Source organism: Pseudomonas phytophila, assembly GCF_025643095.1.
In the GTDB taxonomy this organism is placed as follows: domain Bacteria; phylum Pseudomonadota; class Gammaproteobacteria; order Pseudomonadales; family Pseudomonadaceae; genus Aquipseudomonas; species Aquipseudomonas quasicaspiana.
In genome coordinates, this window is sequence record NZ_CP081201.1 from 5,845,139 (window position 1) to 5,863,882 (window position 18,744).

The following is an 18,744-nucleotide window of genomic DNA, read 5'->3' on the forward strand; positions in this document are numbered from 1 at the left end:
GATGAATCCGGTCCCACCAGCCCTCTGTTTACCGGGGCAGCTCTAAGGGTGACCGCAGGCAAATAAAAAAGGGCGCCTGAGCGCCCTTGAGTTTGTCTGCGTTTATTCCTGAGGCAGCGCCATACCTTTCGGCCATAGCAACCAGATATTGCCCTTCTGCTTCATGTCGCCCGCCAGATGACCCGCTTCATCGCCCGTGCCCCAGAACAAATCGGCACGAACCTCACCGGCGATTGCGCCGCCGGTGTCCTGTGCGGCGACCGGACGAACCAGCGCGGTACCGTCAGGCCGGGTGGTCGACAGCCAAAGCAGGCTGCCCAACGGGATAACCTTGCGGTCAATTGCCACGCTGTAACCCGATGTCAACGGCACATTCAACGAGCCCCTTGGCCCTTCGTTGCTGTCAGGGTTGCGGGTGAAGAATACGTAACTGGGGTTGCTCGCCAACAGCTCGGGGATGCGCGAGGGATTGGCTTTCGCCCATGCGGCGATGCTGCCCATGGTGATGTCTTCCTTGGGTATCGCACCCTGCTCTACCAACCAACGGCCAATGGCCCGGTAGGGTCTGCCGTTCTGATCGGCGTAAGCGATACGCAGCTGTTTGCCATTCTCCAGGCGAACCCGGCCAGAGCCCTGAATCTGCAGAAACTGCAGGTCCATCGGATCGGTCAACCAGGCAATCACGGGGGCATTCAGGCCCTGCGCGCCGATAGTTGCGGCGTCATCGTAAGGCTTGAGCACGCGCCCTTCGAGACGTCCGCGCAGACGTTTGCCTTTGAGCTCCGGGTAGATGCTTTCCAGATTGACGATGATCAGGTCGTCAGGCACGCCATAGATCGGCACCGAAGCTTTGGCGGTTTTGATCAGGCTGCCGGGGTAGACCGGCTCGTAGTAGCCGGTGATCAAACCGTCCGCGCTGCCGGTGGCCGAGCGCATGCTGTAGACCTGAAGATTCGCCTGCAGGAACTCACGGATCTGAGCGGCACTGGCATTCGCGGGCACTGTGGCCGCAGCGGCACAGGTCGCGCCCCAGACTGCATCGGCCTTGAGTCGCACACAGGCGCTGCGCCACGAAGCAAAACCGGCTTGCAAGTCGGCATCGGATACCGCAGGCAGGGCATCCCAGGTCGCCTGGGTGTAAGTGGTATGCGGCGGGGGCGGTGGTTCTGGTGGCGGGGCTGGCTGTTTGTCTCCGCCATCGCAACCGACGAGCAGAATTGCCAACGGCACGGCCCAGGCCAGGCCTTTGCGCCATTGCTTGAAAGAAAGGTTCATGAGCTCTGCGGCTCCCCTGGAGCGGTGTGGGCCGCAAGGGTACTCAATGCCCGCACGCGTGTCCAAAGGGCAAGGTGTCAGCTCGGGAATTACAGGTGATGACTGAGGAAATACCGTGTCATGTGTGACACAAATCCTGTGGGAGATTCTATGTTTGCCTGCAAGCGAGTTCTTGATCTTGCAGGACCGGCTTTAGCCGGGAGAGCGGTATGTCGCCAAAGAAAATTTAGCGAACATTCGGACTTCCTCCCGGCTAAAGCGGAACGCCGCCCGGCCGGTCCTACGGAATAGCGCGGTCTATGTGGGAGCGAGGCTTGCCCGCGATAAGGCTGGACACCATCTAAAGTGAACCGCGTCCAGCCTTATCGCGGGCAAGCCTCGCTCCCACAGGACCCTATTCCAATTCAAGCAACTGCGCTCAACCTCACTTCAACTGATTGGCAAACCGGCTCACAGCGCCCACCACCTGTCGGGCGCCTTCCTGGATTTCGACGATCACCGAGCCTGCATCGTTTGCCAGCCCCAGTCCCTGCTCGGCCTGCCCCCGGCTGTTGGCCATTCCGCGTACGGCGGCGTCCACCAGATTCTGGTTCTGCTGCACTACGTTGACGATTTCCTCAGTCGCGGTGCTCGTGCGCCCGGCCAGTTGCCTGACCTCATCGGCGACCACCGCAAAGCCTCGACCCTGCTCACCAGCCCGGGCGGCTTCAATGGCCGCGTTAAGCGCCAGCAGGTTGGTTTGCTGCGCGATGCCGCCGATGGTCTGAACGATGGAGCTGATCAGCAGCGACTGCTTGCCCAACGCTTCGATGCCTTCTGACGCCGACTGCATTTCGTCCGAAATCTTGCGCATGGTGTCTACAGTGTCCTGAACCACCGTCGCGCCGCGCTGGGCACTCAAGTCCGTACGCTGGGAAATCTCGAAAGCGATGCCTGCCGCTTCACTGACTTCCACCTCGCGCTCGACCTGATCCGTCACCACAGTCGCAAACTTCACGACTTTATAAAGCTTGCCCTGAGCGTCATGCACCGGGTTATAGGTTGCTTCCAGCCATACCACACGACCACTGGCGTCAATCCGCTTGAACCGGCTGGCAACAAATTCGCCACGATTCAAGGTCGCCCAGAACTCTTTGTATTTGGATGAAGAAGTTTCTTCAGGCTCGCAAAACATGCTGTGGTGCTTGCCCTTGATCTGCGAAAGGCTGTAACCCATACCGCGCAAGAACTGGTCGTTGGCGGTAATGACATGCCCACCGAGATCAAACTCGATGACCGCAGTGGAGCGCAGCAACGCCTGTATGAATCCAGCGTTTTCCGTGGCCAGTTCGATCGTTTCGGTGATGTCGGTACCGAAGCAACGGATCTCGGACAACTTGCCGTCCCCACCCATGATCGGATACCAGATCGCCCGCAACCAGGCCAGACTGCCGTCCACTTTGATAAAACGGTAGTTGTCGATGACCGATACGCCACTGTCGACTGCCGCCCGCAGGTTACGGTAACAATCAAGCTGCTTGACGTAAGCCGGGATGAAGTCATCCAGCGGTCGGCCCTGCACGCGCTCGGCACCGTAGCCCAGTGTTTTCAGAAAATTGTCGTTGATACGGGTAATGCGATAGCTGGGATCAAGGGTGATGGAAAGCATCTGAGCATTCATGCCGACTTCCATCTGCCTGTAGATCGCCAACTCGGCTTGTTGCGCCTGTAATTCCTTTTTCAAGCGAGTGTTGAACATTTCGCCACCGGTCGATGTGTTGAGTATTTCGGTTATCGGCAAAGGGTGAAAAGGGCTTATGACCCTTTGTCAGATTTCACGCAACGCGCTAAACGCAACGAGATGCATAAGGTTGAGCCACTTCGGGTTCACCATTCACCCCCATATGAATGAATAAAGCAGACTTTCTGCCAGTGCGCGTGTTTTTTACAAGATGTTGCGAGCCAGCTTTACTTGGCCGAAGTGTCGTCTAGCATGTGAAGGGTCTCGCGCAGCATCTCCCCGCAGTATCAAGGATGGTCAGCCAGAGTGTGGTGGTCATGAAGATCCCGACCGACCGCTCTATCCTCATGAACGGAGTTGAAAGCCACCGTATGAAAGCAATCGTCACCGGCATCACAGGACAGGATGGCGCCTACCTGAGCGAGTTATTGCTCGAAAAGGGCTACACGGTTTATGGCACCTACCGACGCACAAGCTCCGTGAACTTCTGGCGCATAAACGAACTGGGCATCCAGAATCATCCCAACCTGCACCTGATCGAATACGACCTGACCGATCTGTCAGCCAGCATTCGTCTGCTGCAGAAAACCGAAGCCACGGAAATCTATAACCTGGCAGCGCAAAGCTTCGTGGGCGTGTCCTTCGACCAACCGGTCACCACCGCCGAAATTACCGGCCTGGGCGTGGTCAATCTGCTCGAAGCCATACGCATCGTTAACCCGAAGATCCGCTTTTATCAGGCATCCACCTCCGAGATGTTCGGCAAGGTGCAAGCCATTCCGCAAATTGAAAGCACGCCGTTTTACCCGCGCAGCCCTTATGGCGTTGCCAAGCTTTACGCGCACTGGATGACCATCAATTACCGGGAGTCGTACGGAATCTTTGGAACCAGCGGCATCCTGTTCAACCACGAGTCGCCCCTGCGCGGGCTGGAATTCGTGACTCGCAAGATCACCGACTCAGTAGCCAAGATCAAACTGGGCCAACTGGACGCGTTTTCTCTAGGCAACATGGACGCCAAGCGTGACTGGGGTTATTCCAAAGAGTACGTCGAGGGCATGTGGCGCATGCTCCAGGCTGACGAGCCGGACACCTTTATCCTCGCCACCAACCGCGTGGAAACCGTGCGTGACTTCGTCACCATGACGTTCAAGGCCGTCGGTATGGACATTGAGTGGAAAGGCTCAGGCGAAGAGGAGCATGCGGTCGATGCGGTAACGGGCAAAGTGCTGGTGACGGTCAACCCGAAATTTTACCGTCCGAACGAGGTCGAACTGCTCGTCGGAGACCCGGCCAAGGCGAAGAAAATCCTCGGTTGGGAGTCCAAAACCACGCTAGAGGAGCTGTGCCGCATGATGGTTGAAGCCGATTTGCTGCGTAATGAAAGAGGCATTAGCTTCTGATGACTATTGCTGGCAAGCGCGCGTTGATTACCGGCATCCACGGTTTTACCGGTCGCTACATGGCTGCAGAACTCAAAGCCCAGGGCTGCGAAGTCATTGGCATTGGTCGTCAATCTTCTGAAGAAGCGGGTTATTACCAAGTCGATCTGGCGGACACTGCAGCACTGCAAAAGCTGTTGGCCGAAATCCAGCCTGACATTGTGGTGCATCTTGCCGCAGTGGCATTTGTCGGACATGGCGTGGCGGATGCGTTTTATCAGGTCAACCTGATCGGCACTCGCAACCTGCTGGAAGCCATCGATGCGTGCGGCAAAACCCCGGACTGTGTGCTGATCGCCAGCAGCGCGAATGTCTACGGGAATGCCTCAGAAGGTTCGCTGGATGAAACAACGCCAGCCTCCCCTGCCAATGATTACGCGGTCAGCAAGTTGGCCATGGAGCACATGGCTAACCTCTGGCAGGCCCGACTACCTTTGATCATTGCGCGCCCGTTCAATTACACCGGCGTGGGGCAGGACGAAAACTTTCTGCTGCCCAAAATCGTCGCGCACTTTTTGCGCAAGGCGGACAGGATCGAACTGGGCAACCTTGATGTGTGGCGCGACTTCAGCGATGTGCGTGCGGTTGTCAGTGCCTATCGAGGGCTGCTGGAGGCTCAGCCTCTCGGGCAGACCTTCAATGTCAGCTCGGGCGTCACTCACTCACTGCGTGAAGTGATCGACATGTGCAGCGAAATCACCGGCCATCAAATCATCACCGAAGTGAACCCGGCGTTTGTGCGGGAGAACGAAGTGAAGACGCTGTGCGGGAATAACTCACGGCTGCGCGGTTTGGTGCCGGAGTGGAAAACGCCGCCGTTGAAAGAGACGCTGCGGTGGATGTTGGAAGGCTGATGCACGGCTAATGATTCACACATCTTGAATTGGAATGGGAATCCTCTGTGGGAGCTGGGCTTGCCCGCGATAAGGCTGGCGCGATTCTCTTTAGATCGCGTCCAGCCTTATCGCGGGCAAGCCCAGCTCCCACAGAGGAGAGCATTTCAATTTAAATGATAAGCACTGCCAATCAGTGCAACGAAGCCTCTCTCGATTTCGCTACGTCTTCAGCTTTCACTTCCCCGTTGCTCTGTCCAAAACGACGCAATACAAACGTGCTGACCGCTGCCAGCTCGGTATCGTTATAGGCGCGGGCGAAGTCGGGCATGCGTTGATCAGCGCGGAGCGTCCCTTGGGTGTGGCCCTCCAGCAGCGTCGCCATCAGGTTGGTGCCTGCCGGGTCGTTGACTGTTTTCAAGCCGATCAAGGTCGCAATGGCCGACTGATTACCCGTACCGTCCAGACGGTGGCAGCCCACGCAGGAGTCAGTGAAGACCTTGCTGCCCAGACCTTTCTCAGCCTTGTCGTTGACCGCAACTGTTGGCCGCGGCACACCCTGGCTGCGTGCAGGCGTGGACTTTAGGTAAACGGCAATCGCGTTCACGTCTTCCGGCGTCAAGTAGCGCAGGCTGTGTTCGACAGCATCCGCCATCGGCCCGCCAGCACCGCCATAACCCGGCGCGTAACCTTTGGACAGGTAGCTCACCAAAGCTTCCTGCGGCCAGGCACCGATCCCGTGTTTCGGGTCAGAGCTGATGTTATAGGCGCGCCAGTTGCCAATCTCGCCACCGGCCAGGGATTTACCGCTGCTCATGGCCTGGAAGATATTGCGCGGGGTATGGCATTCGCCACAGTGCCCTGGACCTTGCACCAGATAAGCACCGCGATTCCATTCAGCAGACTGTTTGCTGTCCGGCACGAAGCGTTCGTTATCGGCGAAGATCGCGTTCCAGAAGAACATGCCCCAACGCTGGTTGAACGGGAACGCCAGGTCATTTTCTTTGGGCTTCTGACTGATCGGCTCAAGGCTGAACAGATACGCCTTGATCGCCAGAATGTCCTCGCGCGGCATCAATGTGTACGAGGTATACGGGAAGGCCGGGTAGTAATGTTTGCCGTCCTTGCCGACGCCCTTTTGTAGCGCGCTGACAAATTCATCGTCGGTCCAGTTGCCAATCCCGGTTTCTTTATCGGGGGTGATGTTCGGCGAATACAGCGTGCCAAACGGCAGCTTGAACTCCAGACCACCCGCGTAGGGTTTGCCGCCAGGTGTCACGTGACACGCCACGCAATCAGCGGCGCGAGTCAGATACTCGCCTTTGCTGATGAGGCTTTGATCAGCAGCCTGAACCGTCAGCCCAAAGCTTGCACCCAGCACGGCGAGCGCATAATTCAACGTTTTCATAACAGCGCTCCTCAAAGAGTGAAATAGCCGGAACGGCTCAGTGGCAGACGACGCTCGCGTACTTTCGACGCGGCGAACACGGCGTTGACCAGCGCTGCAGCAGCAGGCACTGCGCCGGTCTCACCGACACCACCGGGGCTTTCTTCACTCTTGATCACATGCACTTCCACGGGCGGAGCATCACTCATGCGGATCTGCCGATAGGCGTGGAAGTTGGTCTGCACCACCTGGCCTTTTTCGATGAGGATTTCGTTGAACAGCGCAGCCGACAGGCCGAAGAGCGTTCCGCCCTCCATTTGCGATTCGACAGACCGTGGGTTGGTGGCAAAGCCGCAATCCACCACCGTGATCAGACGCTTGATGCGCATCCCTTTGTTAGCCTGCACTTCCAGCTCGACGATGGTCGCCACAAAGCTGCCAAACACAGCACTGACCGCTACGCCTCGACCGTGACCGGCGGGCAGAGGGGTTTTCCAGTCGGCGATTTCTGCAGCTTTCTTCAGCACTGCCTGAGCGCGGGGTTGCTCCTGCATCAGGCTCAAGCGGTATTCAACCGGATCAACTTTGGCGTTGTGCGCCAGCTCGTCGATGAAGCTTTCGACGGCGTAAGTGCTGCGCAACGGGCCCACGCCACGCCACCAGGAAACCGGAATAACCTCCGGGTCCTGGCGGATGTAACGCACTTGCAAGCTGTCCAGTTTGTAGACCGGATCGATGGCGACTTCGACGGCGTCAGCATCCACGCCGCTTTCTGGCAGCTTGCCAACGTAGGCCGCCATGACTGAAGCGCCTGCAATTCGATGTTCCCAGCCAACCGGTTTGCCATCTTTACCCAGCGCCGCATTCATGCGATCAACGTAATGCGGACGGTATTTGTCGTGGGTCATGTCCTCTTCACGGCTCCAGATCAGCTTGATCGGGTAGCTGAGCTGGCGGGCGATGTCCACGGCCTGGAAGATGAAGTCCGACTCCAGACGCCGACCAAAGCCGCCGCCGATGAGCTGGTTGTGGATAACTACTTTATCCACAGGCAGACCGGCGACCTTGGCCGCGCCCATTTGCGCAAAGCCAGGAGCCTGGCAACCGACCCATAGCTCGCACATGTTCGGACGCACATGAGCGACGCAGGTCATGGGTTCCAGCGGCGAGTGAGACAGGAATGGCTGCTGGTACACGGCTTCGAACTGGCTTGAAGCGTTCTTCAGCGCCGCACCGATATCACCGGTCTGCTTGGCGAACACGCCGTCTTTGGAACTGGCGTCCAGCAGTTCTTTGTCCAGTTGTGCGGAATCAATCGACGCATGTGGACCGAGGTCCCATTCGATTTCCAGCGCCTTCAGCGCTTGCTGGCAGGACCAGAAATTAGTCGCAGTAACGGCGACAGCATTCTCCAGGCGGACCACATCGCGCACGCCGGGGACTTTGCGTGCTGCCTCGTCTTTCACGCTGCGCAGCTTGCCGCCATGGACCGGACAGGTGAGCGACGAAGCGATCAGCATGTCGGGGATTTTTACGTCGATGGTGAACTGCGCCGAACCGTTGACCTTGTGCGGCGTGTCCAGACGTTGAGCGGAAGTGCCCAGCAATTTGAAGTCGGCGATAGCCTTGAGCGGGACGTCCTTGGGAACCGGGAGCGCAGCGGCGGCTTCTACCAGTTCGCCATAGGCCAGCGTCTTGCCGTTAGGCCCCAGCACGTGACCGTTTTCGGCACGGCACAGGCTTGGCGCCACGTTCCATCGAACGGCGGCGGCTTCGATCAGCAGAACCCGGGCGGTTGCCCCGGCTTTGCGCAATGGCTCCCAGGTGTAGCGGGTCGATGAGGAACCGCCGGTGGCCTGGAACTGCAGAATGTTGTCGGTATACAGCGCCGCGTCGGGCGGCGACTCTTCGATCCTCACCGAGCTGAGCGGGACTTCCAGCTCTTCAGCGACCATCATCGCGATACCGGTCTGCACGCCCTGACCCATTTCGATTTTCGGCGAGATCACAGTGATCTGACCGTCGAGGGCTACGCGCACAAAGGCACCAAAGCCTGGAGAGGCCTTGTCACCCAGACGAGCAGCGCTGACCGCTTCGGCCGCCATGCTGCGTGTGGCCATCGGCGGCAGCCAGGTGCTGATCACCAGCCCACCCAGCGAAAGCGCTCCACCCTTGAGCAGCCCACGACGTGACACCGTCGCAGCAGATCCTTTTACTTCTGACATGGTGTCTTCCTTCAGGCCTGACTGACGCTTTTGATGGCGGCACGAATCCGCGTATAGGTCGCGCAACGGCACAGATTCCCGGCCATGGCCTCGGTGATCTGTTCATCGTTGGCATCCGGATGCGCCTGCAGCAGCGCCACGGCAGACATGATCTGCCCCGGCTGGCAGTAACCGCATTGCACGACTTCGTGCGCGAGCCAGGCTTTTTGCACTTCCTGACCGACCGGCAATTCGCCGACGGCTTCAATGGTGGTCACTTTGCGCCCACCCACAGCACTGACCGGCAACACGCAAGAGCGCACCGCCTGGCCATCGAGATGCACCGTGCACACGCCGCACTGGGCAATACCGCAGCCATATTTAGTGCCCGTCAGGCCCAGCACGTCGCGCAGGACCCAGAGCAAAGGCATGTCTTCAGCGACATCCAGCTCATGCTGCTGACCATTGATCAGTAGTGTTTGCATCGTAAAACCTCTGGCATTCATCACGGTTAACCGCTGATGCGTCGCGTTGGCGACGCTGGTCCACAGCGGTTTCGGTTCAGTTCGTTATAGTTCTGTGATCACCCGGATCGTTGCCGGGTGATTTAAAAGTAGCGCGCCTGTGAAAACTCCGGAGGATTTAATCCGGCTGGCAGAAACAAAATAAAGAAAGACAGCAGGTATGGCAGCCGCTCTACGGCGTGACTTGCGCAATACCTTGACGAGGATCGTCAGCAATACGGTCGTGCGCGGATAGTACGCGCGTGCTGGCACCGGACGAAATGCCTAGAACTCCGGGGTTCGTGCCTGATTCCATGCATTTCCTGATTAAACGCTTGGAATACACCCTTACAGGTTTTAAACAACTCCGTAGGACCGGCTTTAGCCGGGAGGGGGTCAGAACATCCACAAGATCTACTTCTATAGAAATACTGTCCTCCCGGCTAAAGCCAGTCCCACGTCATCAGTGATTCCTGTAGGAGATTCTATGCTCGCCCACGTCAGTGATTCCTGTGGGAGCCGAGCTTGCTCGCGATGAACGATAACGCGGTCCGGCTGAAACAACGCGTTGCCTGCATCGCGAGCAAGCTCGGCTCCCACAATGGATATGCGCTGGCCGCTGATACTTCACAAATCTCTGAACTATCGATTTGAGCTTTCCTATTCTTCTCGCTCATCACGCCCACCTAAGATCAGGCCGCGTCACTTGCTTGAGCAATCTTTGAGGTCGATCGATGAAGCTGGAAATATTCCGCACCCTCTGGGGCTATACCGCGAGCAAAACCCAGGCTCTGGAAGAACTGCTCGAAGCCGGGTTCGACGGAATGGAAGCGCGCCTGCCACTGAGCGCTGCGGAGCGTGCCGAGTTCGCGGCGTTCTTGCGGGCCAATCAGGTGGGCTATATCAGCACTGTCTTCACCGCTTACGACGTGCTGCCAGAACAATCAGCGACAGTCGCCGAACACCTCACTGATCTGGACAAGAAACTGGGCTGGGCGAGTGAGCTGTCGCCACGCTTCGTCAACGTACTGGCCGGTAATGATCGTTGGCAATTAACACAACAAGTGGAGTTCTTCGGTCAGGCTCTGGAACTGGCACGCAAGCACGGTCAGTTATGCGCCTTCGAAACTCATCGCTCGCGCTCGTTGTTCAATCCGTGGGTGACCCTTGAACTGATTCGGCAATTGCCGGACCTGCGTTTCACCAGCGACATCAGCCACTGGATCGTGACCTGCGAGCGTCTGCTCAACGATCCGGAAGACGACCTGAGCGCTTTCGTTGAACGCGTCCATCACATTCAGGCCCGGGTTGGTTACGACCAGGGCCCGCAAGTCCCGCATCCCGCCGCACCGGAATACGCAAAGGAATTGGCCTTCCATCAGCAACACTGGGAAGCGATCTGGCGCTCGCAACAGGAGCGCGGCTATCAAGTCACTACGCTGACGCCGGAGTTCGGCGCCGATGGCTACCTGCATCACCTGCCCTTCACCAACGTGCCGGTGGCCGATTTGTGGTCGCTGAACACCTGGATGGGTAAGACCGAACGCGAACACTTCCAGCGCTTCTCCCAATCCACCTACCGCTAATGGAGCCTGTTGTCATGCCGGATCACTCTCAAGCCATCGCCAACTTCAACAGCATCCCGGTTGTGGATATCGCCGGGCTGTTCAGCACCGATATTGCCCAACGCCAGGCGGTGGCCGAAGACCTCGGCAAAGCGGCGCGGGAAGTCGGCTTTCTGTACATAAAGAATCACGGCATTGATCTCACGTTGATCGATGGACTGCGTCAGGCCGCCAAGGATCTTTTTGCCCAGTCGCTGGATTACAAGATGCAGCATTACATCGGCACGTCGCGCAGCCATAAAGGCTTCGTGCCGGAAGGTGAGGAGGTGTATGCCAAAGGCAAGCCGGACCACAAAGAAGCCTTCGATATCGGCTTTGAAGTGGGTGATGAAGACCCGCTGGTGATCGCCAAAACTCCCCTGATCGGCGCCAACGAATGGCCGGACCTGCAGGGCTTCAAGCCTGCGGTGCAAGCCTATTACGCGGCTGTATTCGCCCTGGGTCGTCGGCTGTTCGATGGCTTCGCGTTGGCGCTCGGTCTGGAAGAGGGTTACTTCGACGCGATGGTCACTCGACCGCCTTCCAAGCTGCGCCTGATCCACTACCCCTTCGACGACGCCGCACAGGACGCGCCCGGTATTGGTGCACACACCGATTACGAGTGCTTCACGATCTTGCTGGCCGACAAGCCGGGCCTGGAAGTGATGAACGATCTGGGTCAATGGATCGACGCGCCGCCTGTAGAAGACGCATTCGTCGTCAATATCGGCGACATGCTGGAGGTAATGACCGCTGGTACGTTCGTTGCAACGGCCCATCGGGTCAGAACCGTCAGCGAAGAACGCTATTCATTTCCACTGTTCTACGCCTGCGATTTTCATACGCAAATCAAACCGTTGCCGCAGTTCGCCAAGGCCGGCGCACAGGATTACGAGGAGATCACCATCGGCGAACACATGTTCGGCCAGGCACTGCAAACCTATCAGTACCTGCGCAGAAAAGTGGAGAACGGCGAATTGAAGCTTTATGAAAAAGCCCGCAAGCCTTCGAGCTTTGGCCACTTGAAAAACCAGGCTTCAGAACCGCTCTGAATTGCCCGGCTAAACCCTTTTCCCAACTCTACCGTGCTTACCTTTCTCTACTTTGGAGTCCTCGACGATGCGCAATAAAAAGAACATTGCTGTCCGCTTGACCGTGCTTGCCGCCGCCGTGTTTGGCGCGACGCTGGCACACGCCGCCACTACCGTGACACCGGGCGTGTTCAAAGTGGGGATGGAGATCACTTATCCACCGTTCGAATCCTATGACGAGAAGAAAAATGTCGTCGGTTCAGATCCCGAACTGGCGCACATGCTCGCCAAGCACATGAACCTCAAGGCGGACTTCGTCGACACCAAGTTCTCCAGCCTGATCCTCAGCCTGAACTCGGGTCACTACGACGCGATCATCTCGGGCATGTACATCACGCCGGAGCGTCAGACCCAGGCACAAACCATTGCCTACGCCAAAACCGGCGCAGCGATCATGGTGCTCAAGGACAGCAAGGTTAAACCCAAGGTGCCGGAAGACCTCTGCGGCCTGAAAGTCGGCCTGGAAAAAGGCACGACCTGGGTTGCCCAGTTCAACAAGCTGTCGGTGGATTACTGCGTGCCGAACAACAAAGGCGCAATCTCGGTCAGCGAATTCCCATCAGCCCCTGAAGTGACTCAGGCGCTGCTGTCGGGCAACGTTCAGGCACAAGTCGAAATCGACGGCGCGGCCGGCATGATCGCCGAACGCACCAAAGGCCGCGTGGTGGTCAGCACTGAGCATTCGATCTATCAGCAGACCCTTGGCATCTACGTGAAGAAGGGCAACGAGGAGCTGTATCAAGCGCTGCTCAAGGCCTTCGACGAGACCAAGAAATCCGGCGAATACGATGCGTTGCTGAAGAAATACAACCTGGAAGCGCCGAGTAACTGATTCACAGCATTAAACGCCCCCAATCGGTAGGAGCGCGTTTGCCCGCGATAGCGTCAGTCGAGTCGATAACTCAGTCGACCTGTAGACCCAATCGCGGGCAAGCGCGCTCCTACAGGTTGCTGTGCGGCTGACCTTGAGGTGTACATGCAATTCGAATGGGCTTACTTTTTTTCTCTGTTTTCGATGGTGGACTTCTGGAAGTCCTGCATCACCGTCATCCAGCTCAGTGCCCTGGGCTGGTTCATCGGCATGCTGCTGGGGTTTCTGCTGGCTTCGGCCAAGCTGTCGGCTTCGCGCTGGGTCCGTATTCCAGCGTCGATTTATATCTGGTTCTTCCGCAGCGTCCCGCTGTTGGTGCTGGTGGTGTTCATCTACAACCTGCCGCAGATGCTGCCATTCACCCGCGACCTGTTCTCCGATCCGTTCTATTCAGGCCTGTTTGCGCTGGTGGTCACGGAAGCGGCGTACATGGCCGAGATCCATCGCGGCGGGCTGATTTCCGTGGCCAAGGGTCAGAAAGAAGCCGGGCGTGCGCTGGGTATTGGCGTCCTGGGCATGCAGCGGCTGATCGTGATCCCGCAGGCGTTTCGTATCTCGCTGCCAACGCTGATCAACGAATACATCACCGTAGTAAAACTCACTTCGATCATCTCGGTCATTTCCCTGACTGAACTGCTGACCGTGGGCCAACGCCTGTACGCGCAAAACTTTCTGGTCATGGAAACCCTGTCGGCCGTGGCGGTGTATTACGTGATGATCGTCACCGTGTTCGGCTGGCTGTTCCACTGGCTGGAACAGCATCTGGAACTGAACAACCGCAAGCCGCAAACCCTGGATGACGCCAGCGTGCAGCAATTACGGGCCAGCCTTCCGGCCACCGTCTCGAAAGCGGCCGCCCCCGCTGAAAACGGTCTTGCGCCAGCGCTGCAACTGCACACGATTCATAAAAGTTACGGCAAGCATGAAGTGCTCAAGGGCATCAATCTGGACGTAGCTGTGGGTCAGGTAATCTCTATCATCGGTCCGTCTGGCTCAGGCAAGACCTCGTTGATTCGTACCGTCAACGGCTTGGAAAGCATTGATGACGGCGAGATCATTCTGTTCGGCGAGAGCTTCATTCACGCAGGTGACAAGCCGAACAATCCGCAGATACGTCGCGGGGTGCAGCGCATCGGGATGGTGTTCCAGAACTTCAACCTGTTCCCGCACCGGACGATCCTCGACAACGTCACCCTCGCCCCGCGTTATCACGACCGGGATCGGGTGATCAGCGAGCAACGCGCCTACGCACTGCTGGACAAGGTTGGCCTGCTGGCCCACGCACACAAGTATCCGCATCAGTTGTCCGGCGGGCAGCAGCAACGCGTCGCCATCGCCCGCGCCCTGGCAATGGACCCGCAGATCATGCTGTTCGATGAACCGACCTCTGCGCTGGACCCGGAACTGGTAGGAGATGTGCTGAAGGTCATCAGCGACCTGGCGAAGGAAGGCATGACCATGCTGATCGTCACCCACGAAATGGACTTCGCTATGTCCATTTCAGACCGGGTGATTTTCATGGAAAACGGCGTGGTCCAGGCCGATGCCGGACCGCAGACCATTCGTGCGGGTCAGGCTGGGGAACGGGTGGTGCAGTTTATGGGGCTGGATCGCTAATACACTCCCCTCTGTGGGAGCTGGGCTTGCCCGCGATAAGGCTGACGCAGTCCACGACAGAACAGCGTCGCCTGTATCGCGGGCAAGCCCGGCTCCCACAAGGATTGGTGCGCCCGTGCAAAAGAGTTTCTGTCAGACCTTCAGCATCTTCGCGGGCGCCTCGCCAAGATCCCAGAACAACCCGGTCGCGGCTTTCAGGCCTTGTTCCACAACGCTCTCGAGCAGATGTTCATCCGGCGCATGCTGTTTGCAGGATGGATAAGAGTGCGGCAGCCAGACCGTTGGCAAGCCCAGTACATCAGCGAAGCAGTGGTTGGGAATCGTCCCGCCCAGGTTCGGCAAAATGCTCACCGGCTCACCAAGACTCCGGCTCACCGACTGCTGCACAAACCCAACCCACGGATGACGTGGATCAAGGCGGGTCGCGGCATACCCGCCCTCGATATTGATCTGCACATCTTCAAAGCCATGCTGATCCAGGTACTTGCGCAGGTTGCTCTCCAGCGATTGCCAGTCAGTACCGTCGACAAAACGCAACTGGCACACCGCTTCGGCCCGCCCCGGAATCGCACCGATCACTTTGACCGTGCTGCCGGACGACAAGCCGACGACCTCAAGAGTGTTGCGGCCGAACAGTTTTTCGCCTGTGGTCAGGCCCGGTTCGCCCCAGTTCGGGTTGAGCTGCGGGTCAAAGCTTTCGCCCCCCACCGGCAGATCACGGATCAGCGCCGACACGTATTCCGGCATGGGTGCCGGCCGCAGGCATTCAGCGAGTAGTTCGCCCTGAGCAGAAACCAACGATGACAAGGCGTGGCCCAGCACGATGGCCGGGTTGGTAATAATCCCGCCCCAATTGCCCGAATGACGGCTGCCGTTACCGGTGTCCAGCGTCAGACGGAACTGGCAGACGCCACGGGAGCCGAGGAACAATGTCGGCAGATCGTGTCGTACACGCGGGCCATCGGAGGCCAGAAACAGATCAGCGGCCAGCTCTTCGGCGTTGTCACGGCAGGCTTGTTCAAGACCCGGCGAGCCGACTTCTTCACTCATCTCGAAAATGATTTTCAGGTTGTAGCCGAGCTTGCCTTCGCGCGCCTGCAACACCGCTTCGAGCGCGGCCAGGTTGATGCTGTGCTGGCCCTTGTTGTCGGCCGTACCGCGACCATAAATGCGCCCGTCCTTGATGCTCAATTGCCAAGGGGCAGTGCCTTCCTGCCAGAGTTCGTCCTGGCCGCTGGTGACGTCGCCATGGCCGTAAGTCAGCAAGGTCAGCAACGCAGGGTCTTCAATGCGCTGAGCAAAAAGCAGCGGTGGTTTGCCGCTGTGCGGGTTTTCAACAAAGCGGCAGGTGAATCCCAAACGGACCAGCAATGGTTGCAATTCGATCAGTAAATAGTCACTCAACGGCTGGGCGCACTCAGGGTTCTGGCTCTCGGTACGTTGCGCTACACGGCGGCTCAGGGTCTCAATAAACGCCCCGGAATTGAGGGTTTGAGCGGCAAGTTCAATGGCGTGCTCTCGGGTATGCAAGGGGGTTGAAGACATCAGGATTACCTTTCACGGGGCGTTCAGTCGTGCTGAAAAGCAGCTCGACCAGCAATGAAATCAAGGGTAACGTTGCCGCCTGACTTGCAACAATTATCAAGTTTGCAAGCTATCCTTGCCTTTAGAACAAACCTGATCTGCACAGCGATGAGGCAGCAATAGGGAGCTGATATGCATGATCTGCCGCTGCGTTATTTCCACAGTGTGGCCCGGACCGGTTCGCTATCGGCAGCGGCCGAAGAGCTGCATGTCGCGGTGTCTGCGGTCAGCCGCCAGATCAGCAACCTTGAAGAGAACCTCGGCTTGCAGTTGTTCGAGCGCAAGCCGCGCGGCATGCAACTGACCGAGCCGGGCGAATTGCTGCTGGCCTATGCCACGCGCAACATGCTGGAAGTGAAGAACGTGATCGCCGAAATGCGCGGCGTGAACACCTTGCAGCAGCACCGGATTGTGCTGGCCTGCCCGGAAGGGATGGCGTGGGAATTTTTGCCGAGGGTCACGGCAGAGTTTCGTAACTTCCATCCTGGGGCGAGTTTCGATGTGCACGTGGTGGACGCGGCCCGCGCATCGCAACTGGTCAAGGAAGGTTCGGTGGACATCGCCCTGACCTTCAGTCTGACGCCAACTCAAGGCGTTGAAATATCCCTGAGTTGCGACTCACCCATCAGCGCCCTCATGCCCGCCAGCCACCCGCTGGCCAACCGTGAGTCCCTTGAAGTGAAAGACCTGAGCGACTTCCCGCTCGCCCTGCCCTACACAGGCTCGACCCTGCGCTATCTGTTCGATATCGCCTGTCACTTGCAGGGCATCAACATCGTGCCCGCCTACACCAGTCAATCGTTGGGCACGATCTATAGCGTGGTTCGGTATTCCCAGGATGTTATTGCGCTGTGCGGCACCGTCACCGTCAATGGCTCCACAAACCGGGACAATCTGGTGCTGGTGCCCATGAGCGATCCTCAGTTACGCCAGCGCAGCCTGCAAGTGCAGATCATGGCCGGACGCAAACTGCCGGTGTTGGTGCGTTACTTTCTGAGTTTTCTGGAAGAGCAACTGGTGACGGCGAGCACAGTCACCAAAGGCTGATGCGGCTCTTGTCAAAAAACTCAACTAACTGATCTGGAATGCTTTTGCGTAGGAGCGCGCTTGCCCGCGATTCGGTGTGTCAGCCGATAAATATATCGGCTGCGCTGACGCTATCGCGGGCAAGCGTGCTCCTACAGGTCCTGCGTTGACGTGCTGTCAGGCCAGCTTCAGCAGTCGACGAATCGCGAACAGGGTGACCAGACTGAGCACACCTGTGACGAGCAGGTAGTAACTCGGCGCGAGGTTGTCGCCGCTGGCACTGATCAGCCACGCGATGATGAAGGGCGTGAAGCTGCCGAACACCGTGGTGCCGATGTTGTAACTCAGGGCCATGCCGGTGGCACGCACCTGGGTAGGAAACAACTCGGACATCAGGGCAGGCAGGCCACCGAAGTAGATCGCCTTGAGAATGCTCATCCAGAACAATACCGCCAACAACACCAGCAACGTCGGGTTGGCTGCCAGCCAGGAAAACGCCGGATAGATACTGAGGATGAAGATCAGCGACGCGCCGAGCATGATCCGGGTACGACCAAACACGTCGGACAGATGACCAATGAACGGCGTCAGAATAGTCAGCACCAGCCCACTGAGCAGCGTGCCCGCAAAACCGATGGATGCGCTCAGGCCCAGCTGTTTGACGGCATAAGTGGGCATGTAAATGATCACGTAGGTGGCCGACGTGGACAGCATCAGCGCGCCGACAGCAAGTAGCATGCGGTACTTGTGCGCCTTGAACAGTTCTCCCACAGGCGCATGGCTGCGCTCACTTTCCTTGAACTCCCCAGCCTCTTCGATGTGACGACGGATGTACAAGCCGACCGGGCCGATCATCAAACCGAACAGAAACGGAATGCGCCAGCCCCAGGATTCAAGCTGGTCCACCGTCAGCGTGGTAGTCAGTAACAAACCGAACCCTGAAGCCAGCAAACTGCTGATGCCCTGACTGGCAAACATGAAACTGGAAAGCAGCCCTTTGCGTTCCGGAGCATGTTCCACCAGCAAAGCGGTTGCGCTGCCGAACTCGCCACCCGCGGAAAATCCCTGAATCAGACGCGCCAGGAATATTCCGATCGGCGCCCAGACACCGATAGCCGCGTAGGTCGGCATGATCGCAATCAGCAACGTGCCGAGCATCATCAGCCAGATCGATACCAGCATCGCCGACTTGCGACCGACACGGTCGGCATAGGAGCCCAACACGGCCGCGCCCAAGGGGCGAATCAGGTAAGAGAGTGCGAAAGTACCCAGCGCCAACAGTAGCGATACCGTCTCGTCAGCGGTGGGGAAGAACAGTTTGGAGATGGTGATCGCGAAGAACCCGTAGACGATCAGGTCGAACCATTCCAGAGCATTGCCAATCGACGAGGCGATCACCAGTTTGTACAGCTTGCCTCTGGACATCGGCGGTTTCGCGGGAGACTGGGCCGCTACGTGCGCAGTTGTCATGCGTGGTTCTCCAACTCGTCAAGGAATGGGTCTTTTACCCCTGACGAGGGGGCTGACCTTTGACGTGATGGTAGGGGCGGGCAACCCTTCACACAATTATGCATTTCAGAACATTTC

The 18,744-nt window shown here is 58.0% G+C and carries 14 protein-coding genes and 1 pseudogene; 7 read left to right on the forward strand and 8 right to left on the reverse strand.

The genetic code is table 11. The features are described 5' to 3' along the window. Positions 1-102: 102 nt before the first annotated feature. The 3 genes and pseudogenes from K3169_RS26360 to K3169_RS29910 form a co-directional block, all read right to left on the reverse strand. The gene (locus K3169_RS26360) at positions 103-1,275 is read right to left on the reverse strand and encodes a murein transglycosylase A (RefSeq protein ID WP_263268851.1); all 1,173 of its coding nucleotides are present in this window, start codon (positions 1,273-1,275) and stop codon (positions 103-105) included. 424 nt (positions 1,276-1,699) lie between these two features. After that, on the reverse strand, positions 1,700-2,257 hold the full coding sequence (locus K3169_RS29905) for a methyl-accepting chemotaxis protein (protein ID WP_406644118.1): 558 nt from the start codon (positions 2,255-2,257) through the stop codon (positions 1,700-1,702). Beyond that, a pseudogene (locus K3169_RS29910) lies at positions 2,243-3,013 on the reverse strand (PAS domain-containing protein); the annotation flags it as partial. The gene K3169_RS29905 and the pseudogene K3169_RS29910, both read right to left, overlap by 15 nt. A gap of 353 nt (positions 3,014-3,366) precedes the next feature. On the opposite strand from K3169_RS29910, the gene gmd reads away from it, so the two are divergent. After that, positions 3,367-4,398, forward strand: a complete 1,032-nt coding sequence (gene gmd / locus K3169_RS26370; protein WP_255878700.1) for a GDP-mannose 4,6-dehydratase — start codon at positions 3,367-3,369, stop codon at positions 4,396-4,398. Continuing rightward, on the forward strand, positions 4,398-5,291 hold the full coding sequence (locus K3169_RS26375) for a GDP-mannose 4,6-dehydratase (protein WP_263268855.1): 894 nt from the start codon (positions 4,398-4,400) through the stop codon (positions 5,289-5,291). The genes gmd and K3169_RS26375 overlap by 1 nt, the downstream gene beginning before the upstream one ends. Positions 5,292-5,463: 172 nt before the next feature. On the opposite strand, the gene K3169_RS26380 is transcribed toward K3169_RS26375, so the two are convergent. From K3169_RS26380 to K3169_RS26390, 3 genes are read right to left on the reverse strand one after another with little or no spacing between them, the layout of a single operon-like run. After that, positions 5,464-6,678 carry a cytochrome c gene (locus K3169_RS26380; RefSeq protein WP_263268857.1) on the reverse strand — a complete coding sequence of 405 codons (1,215 nt, stop codon included), beginning with the start codon at positions 6,676-6,678 and terminating at the stop codon, positions 5,464-5,466. 11 nt (positions 6,679-6,689) lie between these two features. After that, positions 6,690-8,882 (reverse strand): xanthine dehydrogenase family protein molybdopterin-binding subunit, encoded by a 2,193-nt coding sequence (locus K3169_RS26385; RefSeq protein WP_263268859.1) that lies wholly within the window; start codon positions 8,880-8,882, stop codon positions 6,690-6,692. A gap of 11 nt (positions 8,883-8,893) precedes the next feature. Beyond that, on the reverse strand, positions 8,894-9,346 hold the full coding sequence (locus tag K3169_RS26390; RefSeq protein WP_099268981.1) for a (2Fe-2S)-binding protein: 453 nt from the start codon (positions 9,344-9,346) through the stop codon (positions 8,894-8,896). A 752-nt stretch (positions 9,347-10,098) separates the two neighbouring features. Between K3169_RS26390 and K3169_RS26395 the strand changes: the two genes are divergently transcribed. The 4 genes from K3169_RS26395 (at position 10,099) to K3169_RS26410 (ending at position 14,547) form a co-directional block, all read left to right on the forward strand. After that, positions 10,099-10,950: a sugar phosphate isomerase/epimerase family protein gene (locus K3169_RS26395; protein WP_263268862.1), complete on the forward strand. Its 852-nt coding sequence runs from the start codon at positions 10,099-10,101 to the stop codon at positions 10,948-10,950. Between the two features lie 14 nt (positions 10,951-10,964). Next, entirely contained in the window at positions 10,965-12,020 is a 1,056-nt protein-coding gene (locus K3169_RS26400; RefSeq protein WP_263268864.1) for an isopenicillin N synthase family dioxygenase, read from the forward strand. Positions 12,021-12,087: 67 nt separating this feature from the next. Next, complete coding sequence (locus K3169_RS26405; protein ID WP_263268866.1) at positions 12,088-12,891, forward strand: ABC transporter substrate-binding protein; 804 nt, start codon at positions 12,088-12,090, stop codon at positions 12,889-12,891. A 144-nt stretch (positions 12,892-13,035) separates the two neighbouring features. Further along, on the forward strand, positions 13,036-14,547 hold the full coding sequence (locus K3169_RS26410; protein ID WP_263268868.1) for an amino acid ABC transporter permease/ATP-binding protein: 1,512 nt from the start codon (positions 13,036-13,038) through the stop codon (positions 14,545-14,547). 132 nt (positions 14,548-14,679) lie between these two features. Here the strand turns inward: K3169_RS26410 and K3169_RS26415 are convergent, their stop codons facing one another. Continuing rightward, a complete protein-coding gene (locus K3169_RS26415) occupies positions 14,680-16,092 on the reverse strand; it encodes a M20 family metallopeptidase (protein WP_411567017.1) in 1,413 nt (470 codons plus the stop codon). A 171-nt stretch (positions 16,093-16,263) separates the two neighbouring features. Between K3169_RS26415 and K3169_RS26420 the strand changes: the two genes are divergently transcribed. Then, positions 16,264-17,178, forward strand: coding sequence for a LysR family transcriptional regulator (locus K3169_RS26420; RefSeq protein WP_255880518.1), 915 nt, complete (start codon positions 16,264-16,266; stop codon positions 17,176-17,178). A gap of 156 nt (positions 17,179-17,334) precedes the next feature. On the opposite strand, the gene K3169_RS26425 is transcribed toward K3169_RS26420, so the two are convergent. Then, entirely contained in the window at positions 17,335-18,627 is a 1,293-nt protein-coding gene (locus K3169_RS26425) for an MFS transporter (RefSeq protein WP_027897897.1), read from the reverse strand. Between the last annotated feature and the right edge of the window lie 117 nt (positions 18,628-18,744).